Source organism: Priestia megaterium NBRC 15308 = ATCC 14581 (assembly GCF_000832985.1).
GTDB classification, from domain to species: Bacteria; Bacillota; Bacilli; order Bacillales; family Bacillaceae_H; genus Priestia; species Priestia megaterium.
Window position 1 is genome coordinate 513,810 of record NZ_CP009920.1, and the last position, 16,434, is coordinate 530,243.

General features: G+C 35.0%; 19 protein-coding genes. 1 reads left to right on the forward strand and 18 read right to left on the reverse strand.

Annotated features, from left to right (window positions below):
• Window position 1: 1 nt before the first annotated feature.
• From BG04_RS03370 to BG04_RS03450, 18 genes are all read right to left on the reverse strand, one after another.
• On the reverse strand, window positions 2-1,093 hold the full coding sequence (locus BG04_RS03370) for a low temperature requirement protein A (protein ID WP_034649861.1): 1,092 nt from the start codon (window positions 1,091-1,093) through the stop codon (window positions 2-4).
• Window positions 1,094-1,351: 258 nt separating this feature from the next.
• The gene (gene ycaC, locus BG04_RS03375) at window positions 1,352-1,996 is read right to left on the reverse strand and encodes an isochorismate family cysteine hydrolase YcaC (RefSeq protein ID WP_025753100.1); all 645 of its coding nucleotides are present in this window, start codon (window positions 1,994-1,996) and stop codon (window positions 1,352-1,354) included.
• A gap of 174 nt (window positions 1,997-2,170) precedes the next feature.
• Complete coding sequence (locus BG04_RS03380; protein ID WP_034649859.1) at window positions 2,171-2,737, reverse strand: NADPH-dependent FMN reductase; 567 nt, start codon at window positions 2,735-2,737, stop codon at window positions 2,171-2,173.
• Window positions 2,738-2,892: 155 nt separating this feature from the next.
• Window positions 2,893-3,831, reverse strand: a complete 939-nt coding sequence (locus tag BG04_RS03385; RefSeq protein WP_034649857.1) for a ring-cleaving dioxygenase — start codon at window positions 3,829-3,831, stop codon at window positions 2,893-2,895.
• A gap of 142 nt (window positions 3,832-3,973) precedes the next feature.
• Window positions 3,974-4,372 carry a DoxX family protein gene (locus BG04_RS03390; RefSeq protein WP_013084346.1) on the reverse strand — a complete coding sequence of 133 codons (399 nt, stop codon included), beginning with the start codon at window positions 4,370-4,372 and terminating at the stop codon, window positions 3,974-3,976.
• A 536-nt stretch (window positions 4,373-4,908) separates the two neighbouring features.
• Window positions 4,909-5,190: a hypothetical protein gene (locus BG04_RS03395; protein ID WP_034655018.1), complete on the reverse strand. Its 282-nt coding sequence runs from the start codon at window positions 5,188-5,190 to the stop codon at window positions 4,909-4,911.
• 10 nt (window positions 5,191-5,200) lie between these two features.
• Complete coding sequence (locus BG04_RS03400) at window positions 5,201-5,590, reverse strand: SHOCT-like domain-containing protein (protein ID WP_016766321.1); 390 nt, start codon at window positions 5,588-5,590, stop codon at window positions 5,201-5,203.
• An 11-nt stretch (window positions 5,591-5,601) separates the two neighbouring features.
• Entirely contained in the window at window positions 5,602-5,967 is a 366-nt protein-coding gene (locus BG04_RS03405) for a DUF2089 domain-containing protein (protein ID WP_034649855.1), read from the reverse strand.
• 225 nt (window positions 5,968-6,192) lie between these two features.
• Window positions 6,193-6,267, reverse strand: a complete 75-nt coding sequence (locus BG04_RS29310; protein WP_080743155.1) for a hypothetical protein — start codon at window positions 6,265-6,267, stop codon at window positions 6,193-6,195.
• A 113-nt stretch (window positions 6,268-6,380) separates the two neighbouring features.
• Window positions 6,381-7,112: a GntR family transcriptional regulator gene (locus BG04_RS03410; protein WP_034649852.1), complete on the reverse strand. Its 732-nt coding sequence runs from the start codon at window positions 7,110-7,112 to the stop codon at window positions 6,381-6,383.
• A gap of 284 nt (window positions 7,113-7,396) precedes the next feature.
• The gene (locus BG04_RS03415) at window positions 7,397-8,239 is read right to left on the reverse strand and encodes a PfkB family carbohydrate kinase (protein ID WP_034649850.1); all 843 of its coding nucleotides are present in this window, start codon (window positions 8,237-8,239) and stop codon (window positions 7,397-7,399) included.
• Between the two features lie 150 nt (window positions 8,240-8,389).
• Window positions 8,390-9,157 carry an amino acid ABC transporter ATP-binding protein gene (locus BG04_RS03420; protein WP_034649848.1) on the reverse strand — a complete coding sequence of 256 codons (768 nt, stop codon included), beginning with the start codon at window positions 9,155-9,157 and terminating at the stop codon, window positions 8,390-8,392.
• The gene (locus tag BG04_RS03425) at window positions 9,135-9,809 is read right to left on the reverse strand and encodes an amino acid ABC transporter permease (RefSeq protein ID WP_034649845.1); all 675 of its coding nucleotides are present in this window, start codon (window positions 9,807-9,809) and stop codon (window positions 9,135-9,137) included. Before BG04_RS03425 ends, BG04_RS03420 begins: the two co-directional genes overlap by 23 nt.
• A gap of 21 nt (window positions 9,810-9,830) precedes the next feature.
• The gene (locus BG04_RS03430; protein ID WP_051975563.1) at window positions 9,831-10,628 is read right to left on the reverse strand and encodes a substrate-binding periplasmic protein; all 798 of its coding nucleotides are present in this window, start codon (window positions 10,626-10,628) and stop codon (window positions 9,831-9,833) included.
• Window positions 10,629-10,788: 160 nt separating this feature from the next.
• On the reverse strand, window positions 10,789-11,625 hold the full coding sequence (locus tag BG04_RS03435) for a YitT family protein (protein ID WP_051975562.1): 837 nt from the start codon (window positions 11,623-11,625) through the stop codon (window positions 10,789-10,791).
• 302 nt (window positions 11,626-11,927) lie between these two features.
• A complete protein-coding gene (locus BG04_RS03440; protein ID WP_034649840.1) occupies window positions 11,928-12,941 on the reverse strand; it encodes an SIS domain-containing protein in 1,014 nt (337 codons plus the stop codon).
• Between the two features lie 482 nt (window positions 12,942-13,423).
• A complete protein-coding gene (locus BG04_RS03445; RefSeq protein ID WP_034649838.1) occupies window positions 13,424-13,891 on the reverse strand; it encodes a hypothetical protein in 468 nt (155 codons plus the stop codon).
• 95 nt (window positions 13,892-13,986) lie between these two features.
• Entirely contained in the window at window positions 13,987-15,432 is a 1,446-nt protein-coding gene (locus BG04_RS03450) for a DHA2 family efflux MFS transporter permease subunit (RefSeq protein WP_034649836.1), read from the reverse strand.
• Window positions 15,433-15,995: 563 nt separating this feature from the next.
• Between BG04_RS03450 and BG04_RS03455 the strand changes: the two genes are divergently transcribed.
• Window positions 15,996-16,190 (forward strand): hypothetical protein, encoded by a 195-nt coding sequence (locus BG04_RS03455; RefSeq protein WP_034649834.1) that lies wholly within the window; start codon window positions 15,996-15,998, stop codon window positions 16,188-16,190.
• Window positions 16,191-16,434 lie beyond the last annotated feature (244 nt).

Consider the following 16,434-nt stretch of genomic DNA (forward strand, 5'->3'; position numbering starts at 1 on the left):
GTTAAGTGGTCGTAAACCTAGCGTAGATAATAAAAAAGATGGCTAACTCTCCTATGATGAGGGTGTTCGGGACGACTAAAAATAAGTTAATAATAAAAAATACAGCTAAAATCCCTAAAAACAAGCCTAAATGATACACTTTCAAACGATGTTCTTCGAATCTATACTGGTGAAAAACAAGAGTGGTTGCCATGAAGTAAAGCAGCACGGATCCGAATACAAAATATAAGCTGAATGTGTACTGAACTTCATGTAAAAACATCAGCTTAATCGATGCTGCAATCATGCTTAGAGACATGAGGATAAGTAAGTGTCCGTAAATAATCGTTTGCCCGGCTCTTTGGATGGACTTGTTCACTTTCTTTTCTACGTTCTCAAAGTACTGCCACCACATGGCGATGATCAGGACAAATGAAATAATCGAAAATAAAATGGTGTTCCAGTCCCCTTTTTGTGGCTGTATCACAGCAAGAATGCTGACAACCGATTCTCCAAACAGAATTAATGTTAGTAACGCAAAGCGTTCTAACAAATGAGCCGTGTTGGTCGGTAATTTCGCCAGTCGCTTATGTCCTAAAATAGGTAAAATCATGTCCACGGCAATTCCTGTATATAACACGGCGTAGCGGACCCATGAATCAAAAAAGAGCGACAGAAGCGAGATAAAAATCCCAATTCCAAAGCATGTTCCTAAAAACACAGCAACTTTTTTTCTCTCACTCTGTTCAAATTTTTGGACAATAAGATATTGAATCGAGGTTAACGCTCTTAGCCCGATATAGCCAACCAAAAAAGAGACGTAATATTGATCAAAATCTACGGACAGGCTTGAGATCATGATAAGAACAAACAGCATTTGAAGAATCATAAAGATGCGCTGATGCAAAAAATCTTGTCCAAATCGATTGATAAACATCGTTTGTCCCGTCCACGCCCACCATATCGGAATAAAGATCAGTACAAACTTTAACAAATACTCTCCATGAATATACCCTTGTTCAACGTGAAGCAAAACATGCGTAGCAGTCGCAACGGCTGCCACAAACAACAAATCATAAAAAAGCTCCAGCCACGTAACTTTTTTTTCTTCCACTACTCCGCATCCCTTCCTATCATCTATCAGGCTGTCGTTAATATACTTTATTTTATATACAAGAGACGCATATTTCATGACAGGTAGCGTAGTAAAAGATAGGTGAGCCAGCTGTTCATCAGCCGGCTCACCTATCTAACAATTTTCTCTTATGTCGTTACGTTTTCTCCGTCACATAAATGATCCACAGATGCCATTCTACTTTCATGTCTTATATGTAAAGAGAACGACCTTTAGCAAAACTTAATTTCTGCTACGTTAGACACTCTGCTTGCTGAAATCGCGCTGAGCTCCTCTATAGCTGCCCATTAAGTTTTGATAACCAGGAAGATGACTAGAAATTAAATTGCCAAAACCTTCAACGTCGTTGCGCCAGTCACGCTGCAGCTCGCACGCTACGCTAAACCAGTTCATAAGCTGTGCGCCTCCGTGAGCCATACGCGTTAATGCTGCATCTGCGACTTGCTTATTGAACGTTCCGGAAGCATCTGTCACAACAAACACTTCGTAGCCTGCTTTAATGGCAGAAAGTGCAGGAAAAGCAACGCAGACATCTGTCACTACACCGGCGATAATCAGCTGTTTTTTCCCGGTCGCTTTAATGGCTTTAACAAACTCTTCGTTGTCCCACGCGTTAATTTGTCCAGGACGAGCTATTTTTGGCGCATTAGGAAACAAGTCAACGAGTTCTTGCATGAGCGGGCCGTTGGGTCCATTTTCAAAGCTAGTTGTTAAAATAACCGGTAAATCAAAGAATTTAGCCGTATCACCAAGAGCCAATACGTTGTTTTTAAATTCATCAACACCATAGTCACGTACAAGGCCGGAAATAAGCCCCGTTTGGTGGTCAACTAAAAGCACAGCAGCATCATCTTTTGAAAGGCGAGAGTAAAGATCAGACATTTTATAATCCTCCTTAAATTAAGGCAAGTAAGGATACATGTACTTCTTCCATTCCTTACAAGCGGTCTATAATTTGAACGTTTTTTTGGATTTCATTTATGATCTGTTAGGTAAAACATGTATAGAAAGAAAAGCTATTTCTGAGGTGAAAGTTCGTGAGGTGTGTTCTCTCTCTTAATCTAGAACAGGAACAGGCGCTTGATCAATCCAATGAATGAACTGCTGTAGGTAGCGCTGAAGATAGCGTTTTGTTGATTCATCGGTTAGTACTTTTTGTTGCGAATCAATTTTTTCATAAACTTGCGAAATCAGCATTTTTTGAAATGGTAAAACGTTGACTTGCATAGCTTCCAGTACTTCTCTCGTTTGCATTTGAGCAAAAGCCGTACCGAAGCCTCCTGGAGTCGCTCCAATGAGACCAACTGGTTTTCTGTTTAAAACAGAAGAAGTCCGAGGTCTTGATGCCCAGTCTAAGGCATTTTTCAACACTCCTGGAATTCCTGAATTGTACTCTGGACTAACTATAATAACGCCGTCAACATCTTGAATCGCAGCTCTAAAGGATGCGACAGATTCTGGTGATCCGTCAGCTTCTAAGTCTTCATTAAAAAAAGGCAGGCTGCTTATTTCAATCCAGCGATATTGAGCTGAGTCATCTAATGTAGTCAATGACTCAGCAATCATTCGGTTATACGAATTCTTTCGTAAGCTTCCACAAATAAGACCAATGGTTTTTGTCATCTATTCACCTCCTCACTTGGAATTAATTTCATATTACCACGGTGTTTCAAATATAGATATTAGTTTTATATATAGATAAATTAATTCCTTCTTTGTACCTAATGTAGGATTGAACTAGCGTTTTACTATTACTAAAAGAATTCTTTCATTAAAATTTAGTCTAATTCTCTCACTTCAAAAGGAATCAAAGCTCTTTCAATTTGATCTCGATGGGTTTCGTACTGTTCAGGCAGCATGAGTTTTTCTCCCATTGTTTCAAGTGACTCATCATGAGCAAAACCTGGAGGGTCTGTTGCAATTTCAAATAAAATTTCTCCGTGTTCTTTAAAGTAAATTGCATTAAAATAATTTCGATCTCGAACAGCCGTTACTCCGTATCCGCTGTCGGCTACGTATTTCTGCCATTCTAATTGATCTTCATCATCTTTTGCTCGCCATGCAATATGGTGAACTGTTCCAACGCCCATTTGCCCGCGTCCAATGGTTGTTAATTTTAAATCGATGACATTTCCAATGTCAGCTGATGATTGAAAACGTATAAAATCTCCTTCTTGCCCTACTTTTTGTAGACCCATTACGTTTTCTAATAACTGAGCTGTTTCATGAGGCTTAACAGATAATAACGTAGCGCCTCCGAATCCTTTAATGGCAACATCGGGTTTAATTTCACCAGCTTGCCACGTATTGTTTTCTCCTTCTTCTCTTTCCACAATCTCTAGATGCAAACCATGAGGGTCGTCAAACTCTAAATACTGTTCTCCGAATCGCTCCATCTTTGTAGCTGGAACCCCAAACTTTGCTAATCGCTGTTCCCAAAAGTCCATCGCACCTTTTGGAACCACATAGGAAGTTACCCCAACTTGCCCGTCGCCTATTTTTCCTTGTCGTGCATTTGCCCACGGGAAGAATGTAATAATCGTTCCAGGTTTTCCGCCTTCATTCCCAAAGTAAAGGTGATACGTTCCTGGATCATCAAAGTTTACCGTTTGTTTGACCAAACGTAATCCTAGCACGCCCGCATAGAAATCAACATTTTCTTGAGGATGACCTACAATCGCCGTGATATGATGAATACCCGCTGTTTTTTTATTCATTACTACCATCTCCTTCGATACATTTTTCGTCATATGTTTCATTATCCCTCTTAAAATTACAACTATTTATCGCAAATATCTCGAATTCGAGATATTAATCAAAAAATAAAAGCGTCTTTCTTGTTTCAACCTATTTTCTCTTTTAGAAAATAAACGTGTCTAATGCATAATACCCTGGTCCTGCAATTGCTACACCGATTGCTACAACTAAAAGCGTAAGATTATATTCATAGCCATTTTGTGTTGCCCAGTATCCATTCGGACCGTGTACTTTCACAATAGCCATGACCATTGTTCCGGCAATCAAAAGCGCTCCTAGCGGTGTAAGAAGTCCTGCAGCAAATAAAGCTCCTCCTACTAGCTCGGATAATCCAGCCATTAACGCCATTCTAACACCTGGCTTCATTCCGATAGATTCAAACCATCCTCCCGTTCCTTTTAAGCCGTGACCGCCAAACCATCCAAATAATTTCTGAGTTCCATGTGCCATAAAAGATAACCCAATGACTAAACGTATTAACAATAAACCAATACTCACCATTTTTTATTCCTCCTATTTTTTCATCAATTTAAAATCTCGAATTAAAATATCTTGAATTAAGTATAATTATAAAATCATATGGTTCTACTGTCAACATGAATTTTATTATTTTTTATAGAAACATTTAGCGACTTATTAAAAACATATTCGTTATTATGTATGGATATGAACATCAGGATGGAAAATATAACAGCTGAACTTTATTGATCCTGTTAAAAGCAGGATAGTTTTTGAGACGCAACTATACTTAATGATTCTGAGCCAAATTAAGACCCTTTTTTTGTTTCAAAACTAGCCTCAAAACCTATAAACAGAATCATATACATAAATAAAAGAAGCAAACGCCTTATCACTGGAGTTTGCTCCTTCTTTTCTGGTACATAGAGAATACCCAACTGTTAGATAGTACTTGTTGTGTACAACTAACGAAAGTTTTTTTCTACTTTTAAATATTTAAGACCTTTTATTAAATGAGCTCAAACACGCGGAGCCATTTGCAATTTAGTTCTCTAAAGCTAATTGTACTTTATACTAAATCATAGTTTAACTCTTACCTCCGTACCGTCAGTAGCTTTGACATCTACTAGTACCATTCCCTTATGTTTCCTCAGTTCCTTAACAATAGGCTTTAGCATGCTTTTATCTATTATCGGAAAAGTGAAATTCAGCCCTTTTCTTTTAAAATGCTCTTTTGTCCATTTAATCGCATGCTTCTGGATAAATTTCGAAAAAGCAACGCTAATAGCAATGTTTAAAAGAGCATATGGAACTGGAATGCTAAATCGAACATCTTTTGTTTTCACTTTTACATAAATCATAAGCAAACCATTACTCAATGATGACTGAAACGGTATCTCCGTTCGCCGATTTAATATCAACAATTTGGCCATCTAACTCGTTTTCAATTGCTTCAACAATCAGGTTTATGTCTATATCTTTTACATATTTTTCTGATTGAGGAATACTTGCTGCGATGCTGTGTCCCGCCATCAATACCAGCTTGACAAGCTTTATTGGCAAATTAACCTTCACATTATCATTTTCAGTTGAAACAACTCGAATTTTTAACGTTTTATCTAGATACGCATTCGGTTTCTTCAAAAGCTTATTGCCTGTTTCTTCTTTTTCTTTTAATACTTGTATCAGTTCTGATCCCTTTTCTGCATCAATTTTGCCTTCTTGAACCATTGTTAACACTTTTGTAATTTCCTCTTTCATAGACAATACCCCTATTCTTCTTTTAAGAGCTTGATGGCTTCTTCTGCTGTAATTTCACCATTTTCTAACATAGACACAACTTTTTTCTCATCTACTTCATTTTTCTTCTTCTCTACATATCCAAGAGATGTAATGATGTCATTAAGCTTACCTCGAACGGTTGGATACGAAACGCCCAGTTCTTTCTCAACTTCTTTGATATTTCCTCTGCATGTTAAAAATACTTCTACAAAATGCAGCTGATCACTCGATAAAGATGCCAGCTTAGATAATTCAAACTCATTTTCAATCGTCGTGTGACAATGGGTGCACTGCAGCTTTGTAATTTTTAACGTTTCACTGCAGACAGGACAATTTGTAAGTACTTTATAAGCCATAATCAAATCTCCTTCTTTTAGTTAACTTGATTATACAACAAATACTTAATTTTAAAAATAATAAAATTAAATTATTTTAACTAATAAATTAAATAAATGAAGTTAAATGTTAATATTATTAATATTATTCTTCAACCCACACACAAAATCAAATAAAAAAGAGAAGGATTTTACCCTTCTCTTAAACTACATAATTGTTTTTCAACTATCATTTAATCAATCTATTCATCCTGCAATTTGAGCCCTAGTAAAAGTTCCATTTATATTTCCTTCTACAATGATGCTATGTCCTGCAAAAATATCTCCATCAAAGAAGTAAAAATCAAAATTACCTTACCTTATATATAAGGCAGGTAATTTTTGATTAATTATGAAATAGGTACATAGAAATAAAAAATAAGTAGAACTCATTTTCACTGAGGATTAGTAGGTTCCGAGTAGAACTCAATAAGATCTCCTCTTGCTAATGTTTGATAATATTCAATAGGCCTTTCTAAAGAATCATAAGTGGTGCCTTCAATTGAAAGGCACGGAGTTTCATTTCCGATTCTAAGTAATTTACTTTCAACCGAATCAGATAAAGATATTCGCATATACTGTTTTTGTTTAGCCAATTTTAATCCATAGAATTCATCTAAGACCTGGTACAAGGATATTTTGTTTGATATATACTCTTCTATTTGTAAACAGAATTTGTATGGTATTTGACTTAATTCTATAGCAACCGGAATATCATCAATAATTCTTAATCTCTTTAAAGAAAAAACTTCTTCTCCATTAGAAATATTTAATTTATTTGCTAGAAACTCATCTGCTTTTTCAATTTTTGCAAAGATTGTCTCAGTAGTAGGTTTTAATCCTTTGTCTTCCATCCCTTTCGTGAAACTATTTACAGTTATAAAGTTCCATTGAATTTTACGGTTAGATATAAATGTACCTACGCCTACTCTTCGCTCTACAAACCCCTCTCTTTCCAATGTAGAAAGCGCGTGACGAGCTGTCATTCTACTCACTCCGAATTTATCAGCTAACTCCCTTTCTGAAGGAATCTTATCGCCGTACTTAAGGTTTCCATTTTTAATTTCCTCTATAAACATTGTTTTCAACTTTTGATAATAAGGAATTCCATCAATTTCTTTTTCCATTGTCTACCCCATTCTTTATATTTTCAATTTATACCTGTTATTAATAGATAATATATATATAAGTAAAAGTTTACAACCTTGGTATAAAGCTACAATTACTCAAATTCGTCAGATAAGGATTCTATAATTTCAGTTAACACCCTTTAAAATAAAAACACTATAATATTTCCAAGAATGATAACCTTTTATATGATTGTTATCCGGTGTAAGTATAAAATAAAATAGGAGACGGACTCAAATGCTAAAAGGCCCGCCCCCTAATAATTTAAAGGTACTCTAAAAGATCATACCAACTTTTTGGAGAGATTTGTCTTTTTGCTTAATCCATACCCAAATGCTCCGTAACTTTCACAGTTTTTTGCTGCTGCTATTGCTGATTGATTCAGTGCTTCATTTACATTGCCATGCTGATGATAATGGGTCAAAAACATTGAGATAAAGGAATCCCCTGCTCCTAGAGTGTCTATTACTTTTGCTTCAACGATAGGTTGTTTGTAAACTTGTTCATCTACTAAAAATAAGGCGCCCTTTTCTCCTCTTGTAATTCCAATAACTTTTGTTCCTAAGCTTTTTACGTAATGCATTAACTCAATACACTCTGTTTCGTTTAATTCGCTTCCTGAGAAAAAGCCATAATCAACATATGGGCAAACCTTTTTAAGGTATGCTTCTTCATGTCGGAAAGAAAAGTCAAAAGAAATAGCTATTTTATCCGAGAGCATAGGTAAATCTTGTTCTATATGACTGTATAAGCTTGTATGCATAAGATCATGAGTTGAAATATAGTTAAGGTCAGTTTCATCGAAATTTAATTTTATTAGGGCTTGTACGCCTCCATTATTTGATCCAACAAAGGTACGATCGTTATCTTCGTTAAGGGAGATTACAGATTCTCCATTTGGTCCATATGCTTTCCTGATTCTAGAAATATCAACATCTTCAGCCACTAAACTATTTACAATATGATTAGCCGCCAGATCGTTTCCAATCACTCCAATATAAGAGCTTTTCTCAACTCCATATCTTTTACATAAAACAGCTATGTTCAGAGCGTTTCCTCCTGGATAAATTTCGTCACGGTCTTGATAATAATCAACTACGTTGTCTCCTATTCCTATTACCTTCATTTCCCTTCACCTCTGTATCTATATTTCATTTGATAAGTAAGTTATTTAAATAAAAGTGAAGGATCTATTATTTAATTTAAAGTTATATTACTTTCTTTAACCCTATAATCAATTTAAAGATCCTTTTTATTTTCAAATATACTTTCAGTTTCAAACAGCATTCCTTGATAATGTACTTAAAAACTTTCTGATACGTTCATTACCATTGGTAGTATGAAAAAACTTTTCTGGTGGTGCATCTTGAACAATTACTCCCTGATCAATGAATATGACACGATCACCTACTTCACGAGCAAAGCCCATTTCATGGGTAACTACAGCCATTGTCATTCCTTCTAGTGCTAACTCTTTCATTACTATAAGAACTTCACCGACTAATTCAGGATCTAAGGCAGAAGTTGGTTCATCAAAAAGCAACATCTTTGGTTTCATAGCCAATGCTCTTGCAATAGCAATTCGCTGTTGCTGCCCCCCAGAAAGAGAATGAGGATACTGATCGCGTTTATCTGACAAACCGACTTTCTTTAACAAATATTCTGCTTCCTGGATTGCTTGCTCTTTTTTTATTTTCCTTACGTAAATAGGACCTTCAATAATATTTTCAAGAACAGTTTTGTGGGCAAACAAGTGGAAACCTTGAAATACCATTCCAATTTCAGCTCGAAATTTGCTTAATTCCTTGTCATTTCGTGAAGTATGCTTTCCATTTATATCTTTATAGAGAATTGACTCCCCTTCTAGCCTGATATCTCCTTCAGTAGGATACTCAAGGGCATTCATCATTCTCAGAAGAGTACTTTTCCCACTACCACTTGGTCCAACGATAACGACTACTTCACCTTTTCGTACTGATAAATCAATTCCTTTAATCACTTTTTTTTCATTAAAAGATTTTTTAATATTGGCTAGTTGTAACATTATTTTTATTACCTCGCTTTTCTAAATAATCTACAAGAATGGCAAGTGGATAATGTAGAGCCCAATAAATAATTCCGATCATCGTGAATATCTGTATATTTTGATATGTGGATGAAGCTAATAAATTTCCTTCATGCATTAACTCTGTCACTGTAATAACTGCTGCTAATGAAGAGTTTTTGATTAATACAATAGCTGAATTTCCGATCGCAGGAATGACATTTTTAATTGCTTGAGGGAGAATAATCCTACGCATTGAAAGAGAGTAATTCATTCCAATAGCCTTTGCTGCTTCCATTTGTCCTTTAGGAATGGATTTAATACCTGCTCGGAATGTTTCAGCTAAGTAAGCACTCTCATTAATAGAAAGAGCAACAATAGCTGCCTGAAAAGCACTTAACGAAAGACCTAAATCAGGAAAAACAAAGTAAACATACATCATTTGCACTAAGAGAGGTGTTCCTCTTACTATGCTGATATAAATACCACATACTTTATTTATAAATTTATTCGGCGTTATTTTACCAAGCGCAACCGCTAAACCAATAATAAGAGAGAGAATTAATGATATTATAGTTAATTCAATTGTAATAACGGTACCTTCAAGAAACCTTGGTGCAAATTCTCTCGCATTCGATAAAAAATCATTCATTGTTGGTCCCCTCCCTCTTCATTAATTAAAATCCCAATCCACACCCCATTTTTTATAAATATCTTTCAGAGTGCCATCAGCTTTCATTTCTTGAATTGCTTTGTTAAATTTTTTTACTAGTTCAGAGCGATCTTTGGATACGCCTATTCCAACTTCTCCTGTAAGAGAAGGAACATACCCCTCAACAATTCGATACTTCATATTAGGATTTTTAGCTTTAAAATAACTAAAGGTAGGAGCGTCTGCTAAAGCTGCATCTATACGGTTTGTTTGAATATCTTTTAGTAAATCGGATAGTGTTTGGTAAGTTTTCACTTTTATATTTAAATCTTTATTTTCTTTTTCTAGCATGTCTTTAAATGACGTCCCCATTTGAACCCCAATAACTTTTCCTTTTAAGTCCTTCAATGATTTTGTCGTTTTGTCGCGTTCTGGTACAATAAGGCCTTCACCAAAACCGAACACGGGATCTGTAAAGTTAATTTGTTTTTTTCTTTCATCAGTAATATACATAGCGTCAGCAATAACATCTGCCTTACCTGATTGTAAAGAAGGAATAAGCGAATTCCATTCCCCAGTTGATATTTGAATTTTCACACCCGATCTCTTTGCTACTTCATTAACAATATCAATAATAAAACCTTCAATTTTATTGGTTTTTGGGTTTGTAGCATTAAATGGATATCCTCCAGCTGTAGTTATTACTTTAATTTCCTTATCGTTTTTTGAAGCTTCTCCACTAGTTGATGTATTTTTTCCACACCCCACTACCCCCATAAGTAAAATAAGAGTCACACATGCTATTAGAATTTTTTTCATTACAAACTTCCCCCTATATTAAAGATGTTCTTCCTTGTTAACCGCTTACAACCCCTCTTATAGATATTAGACAATAATGAAAATTCCTAAAATTATAAAGATAGGATTATCATATCACAGAAAAAATAAAATGGTATATACCAAATGGAATTTATTTAGACTACCACTTCAATTTAAATTTCCCAAACGTTTTCTTAGTTGGTAATGATAAAATAAAGGCCTCGGGGTCGATACCTTTTACTGCATGAGTTACTTCCATCCACTCTAATTCGATAATCAAACATAGCAACACCGTTTTTTTCTTTTCCTTGTATATATCGATATCCTTCCACGAGGTAACTTCTCTATCTAATTTTTTTGCCAGTAAGGAAGAGATTTCTTCCCCCTCGTTTGTAATAATCATGACGGCACTTTTCTCTGCAATGTTTAGAATGGCATCATATGTTTTAGTTCCTACAAAAAATGATAGGATGGTATACATAGCCGACTGAACATCGAAAATAAGCGCTGAAATGGCTACAATAGCGGCGCTAAAAATTAAGCTGAATTTTCCTATAGAAATGTTTGTATACTTAGCGATAACACGAGAAAGTATATCAAGCCCCCCTACTGATCCGCCTAGCCTAAGAATAATAGCAGCTCCACTTCCTGAAATGATTGCTCCATAAATACAACACAATAATATATCTTTAGTCCATATTAAGCGGACAGGAATCCATTCAAAAAAAAGAGAGGATACTATTACTGAAAATACAGTGTAAATAATAAACTTTTTACCAATATGAATGTACCCTAAGAACAGTAATGGAATATTGTAAACAAAATACTGTATCCCCATTTCCCATTCAAATAGATGATAAAAAATTGCACAAATTCCACCTAACCCGCCAGCTAGTAAACTTGAAGGTGTTAGCAAACAATTAGTTCCAAAAGCAAATAGAAAACAACCTACTGTAATTCCTGCTAGTTCATAAGTAATTTGATACTTACGAGCCACACTAAAACATCCTTTCACTCTCTCTCATAGAGTATCCTCTGTTAACTCTTCATTAACTCTAACTTCTTTATTATCCAGGTCTAATGAAAATGGATGTTAAAGGGAAATTATTTTATGATCAATACTTTTCCAAAAACTTTCTTCATCAGACACATGTATTCATACGTTAAAAATCTTAAATTTCCAGAAAAGTATTGACGTATGTAGTAATTAATAGATTTTTATTAATAAAGCCAGTAGTTTGAGAAACTTCCTTGAGGAGAACACTTACTTCCTATATTCCCCTCAAGTTTAACTACTTCTTAGTAAGCTACAGTACGGTAATACCTTCTTTTATCTAAGGAATGATTGCGCTTATTTTCTAGATGAACACTTACTCGTTGAAGTAGACTTCCTAAGACTAGTGGAGGGAAATATTGACGAAATTCTGGACTAATCCCATCAAGCGTATAATCTTGAGTATCAAAGATAGTAAGCTTGTCAGTATATTTCTCAGCAAAACGCTCTACTCTCTCAGCTAAAGGTCTCGTAGCGTCTTCTCCTTTAAGTAAGATAATACTGGTGTCTCTTTCAACCAGCTCAATTGTTCCATGGAAAAATTCTGCTGCATGTACAGACTTTGTACGAATCCATTGCATCTCTTCCAGTACGCACATACTATATGCATAAGTTCTTCCCCATGCCGTTCCTGATCCAATTAACATATGATAATCTTCATCTTTATATTTATCTGCGAATTCTTTAGCTTTTTCTTCTGTCTGTTCTTTTACTGAAATTAAATTTTCAGGCATTTTCTCTAACTCTGATACAAATTGTTCGTATTGCGCGAATTCTCCATTATTGTGCATTAGTCTAAAGATAATCATATACATTTGAAGATTTATTGAATCTGCAGCGTAGTCGTTTTCTGCGTAGTTAGCTATTGGATAATCTACGATATTTGCTAATGGAGTATCCATTTCTCCCACTAACCCAATAGTAGTTGCCCCTCTTTCCTTACAATATTGTGCTGCTTCAACAGTCTCTTCTGTTGTACCGGATAGAGAAGAGAGAATAACAACTGAATTTTCATCAAATTGTTTATGGCTTTGTAGCATAAACTCAGAAGCAATTTCAGCATAAGCAGGAATAGATGAAGTAGAATTCCATATGTATTCAAATGGATACATAATAGCGATAGAACCACCTGATCCAATAAGGAATAAATTTTTAAATTCTTTTTTTGAAACTTCATCCATTTTCTTTTCTATTTCTGCTCTTAATAACACTGCTCCATTTGTTACTTTTAAGTAGTTCCGTGGATTAAACTTTAACATTTAGCAATCTCTCCTCTTAATTTTCAATTTAGCTACTCAATGGTATATACCATTGAGTATAAAAAATATAATGGTATATACCATTTGTAATTTAGATTATAACACGCAAAATTATAGGATTCAATATAAATATTAAAAAATTCTGATAATTAAAATAATATCGGGACAACCCTTGCATCTATTAAGCCCGCTTCAAAGTTCAATTTATGTCTTAGTAGGACTCCTAGGTATTGATATAGGTGATCATATTCGCTTTGTTGCCAAGTATGCCCTTGGAACAGCGTTAGTTATGAAGATTGTGTCTATATTATTTGGAATACTATCTATATAAATGATTTATAAAAACATAAAAAAGGAGAGCTGATTCTTCAAAACATTTCTCTCTTTCATTAATTTGTTTTCAATTGTTTGAATAATAAAGGTTATGTCTATATCTGCAAAAATTTAAAAGGTGCTTACATAAGGCTACTTAAGTTGTTAAATCAACTCCATCTTTTCACCTTTTCAAATAAATACTGCACTCCATATAACAAATATGCTTTGTAATGAAGATAGATAAAAAATTGGAAATGACTTAACCGTTTCAGACTTACAATTTTCAACCTTTTAAGAACATCAATAAAGTAAAAAGCAAAGATTCCATCAACTATAACATTCAGTAATAAAAACTTCTTAAAGTTTCCATACGAAGATTTAAGCAGCCACATTGAAAGAGGCATATAAGGTCCAACGCTAAAAGGAAGTTCATCTTTTATAAATGAACTTTTTTTATCATAAAATTTCCACCACTTCCTCTGATGTCCATACAAATGATTAGTAATTTCAAAGATAATAATAAAAATCCCTGCTAACGAATAACGTTTTATGCTACGTTTTCCTATAAATAACAACGACAACCATGGAATCGCTATTATAGACAGGTTAAATCCTAAGTGTTTTCTTGATATCATAAGCGAACTCACCTCAATGTACTTTATCTAGTTCTTCTTATAGTGTCCGCCTATTACAAAAAAAACACAGACCATCCAATGGTCTGTGTTTTTTATTAATGTGCTTTTTGTTCAACATTGACTCTCTTGATAAAGAACGAGATAACCAATCCAACAATTGCAACAATAATCGCAAAGACGAACGCATGCTGAACACCGTTGGTAAAGGCAAGAACTTGATTTAATGGATCCATTTTATCTGATACCGTCTCAAGGAAGCTTCTTGAACCTGATGAAAGAATGGAAATTCCAACAGCTGTTCCAATTGCGCCAGAAACCTGCTGCAAAGTGTTCATAATTGCTGTTCCGTGCGGGTACAGCTCAGGGGGAAGCTGGTTTAATCCGTTTGTTTGAGCCGGCATCATAATCATCGAAATGGCTATCATAAGCGCAATGTGCAGAGCAACGATAAACCCTGTTGACGTTTCCAGCGTTACGGTTGAGAAACCATACATGGTGCCGGCTACAATCACAAGTCCAGGGATAACTAACCATTTGGGACCAAAGCGGTCAAATAATCCCCCCATAACCGGTGAAAGAATTCCGTTAATCACTCCTCCAGGAAGAAGCATTAGGCCAGCGGCAAAGGTTGATAAAGCTAATGATGTTTGTAAGTACAAAGGTAAAATCATCATCGCAGACAATAGTACCATCATGCAGACTAGAATTAATAAAAGGCCAATTGTAAACATTGGATACTTAAAGGCTTTAAGGTCTAACATTGGCTCTTCCATCTTCGTTTGACGAATAGAAAACGCAACTAACGCGATAGTTCCAATCACAAGAGTTAGAATAACCTGTAGACTTCCCCAGCCCCCGCCTTCTCCAGCACTGCTAAATCCAAACACGATTCCTCCAAAACCTATTGTTGAAAGAACAACGGAAATCATATCGATTTTTGGCTTTGTTGGTGTGGTAACGTTCTGCATAAAAAAAGCTCCAAATACTAAGGCAACAAATAACAGTGGAAGTGAAATCCAGAAAATCCAGTGCCACGTTAATGTTTTTAAGATTAATCCTGATACGGTTGGTCCAACAGCTGGCGCAAACATAATAACAAGGCCGATGATCCCCATTGACTTTCCACGTTTATGCGGCGGGATAATAACAAGAATCGTGTTAAACATAAGCGGTAAAAGTAAAGCAGTTCCAACCGCTTGCACGACACGGGCAATCATCAGTACCCCAAACGTTGGTGCAATAGCCGCAATAAATGTTCCAATGATGGAGCAAATTAGAGATGCTATAAAAAGCTGTCTGGTCATAAATCGCTGAAGAATAAAACCTGAAATAGGTACCAGAATTCCTAACGTTAACAGGTACCCTGTTGTCAGCCATTGAGCGGTTGTTTCGTGAATGCCAAATCCTGAAATTAGCTCCTTTAACGCCATATTTAAAGCTGTTTCACTAAATAAACCGATAAACCCGGCAATAAGAAACGACGTAATAATCGGCAGCACTTTGATGTTAGAGCTTTCGGCTGCTGTTTGTTGATTACTCATATTAAATTGTCTTCCTCTCTTTTACATACTCTTTTTGGTGAACGTTTTTCTATCTTAATGATAAGTTGATTAGCAGACAAACAATGCATATTGATATAAAGATTAGTGATAAGTTTAAGGCATTATGTTGACTAAGCTTTTTCTTTCTCTTCTCTTTTGACCGAAGTGCTTTTTGTCTTCTAAATTCGTTTCTTTCCACAGATACCTCTCCATTTCATTTCTAAATCAACTTTAGAAACCTTCCTATGTAAACTAATTTCCATTCATAATATGGAATTTTTAATAAGTAAGTTAAAACGAAATAGAACTATAAAATGAATTTCATTTTACATAACAGGAATATTGTAACACAGCTATAAGTACTGTTTCTATCTAAAATATACTAAATAACAACAGCTATATACCCAACTTGGTACCATGTGACAATTAAAACTTGGTTCTGTTATATGCTTTTTGTTCTGTTCGCCCTAATAGAACACAGCTAACTTTTTAATCATCAGTCAAAAGAAAGAGTATCAGAAATGAAGTAATAGTAAAAATTGATACTATGGAGGTGTTTTCTTATGAAAAAGTATGAAGTAACGTTTCATCTAATTAATGGTGAAATAAGTCATTTAGTTGAAGCTAAATCACTTATTCGTGCAAAGAACTACATACAGTATAGGTTTGAAGACAAAAGTAAAATATTGGATCTAACAAATGATTTGGTCATTGTTAAAAGGAACGTCCAATACTTTACGGTAGTTGAAAAAGAATAATTAGCTATGTAAAAGGACGTTATCACAAAAGTAATGTCCTTTTATATGGATGTAATATCTTATAGGGTAGTCTCTTTTTCCCATTCTATCACTAAAATTTTCCTCCAACTTGAAGCCAAAATAGATTTGGCGCCCTCCAAGCGTATCTTTAATTTAAGCCTACTAATTTTCCTTTTTTGATAAAATTTCGCATTCCATACTTTTCTCCTTAAAAATATTAGATCAACTAAGAAAAAAGCTAAAT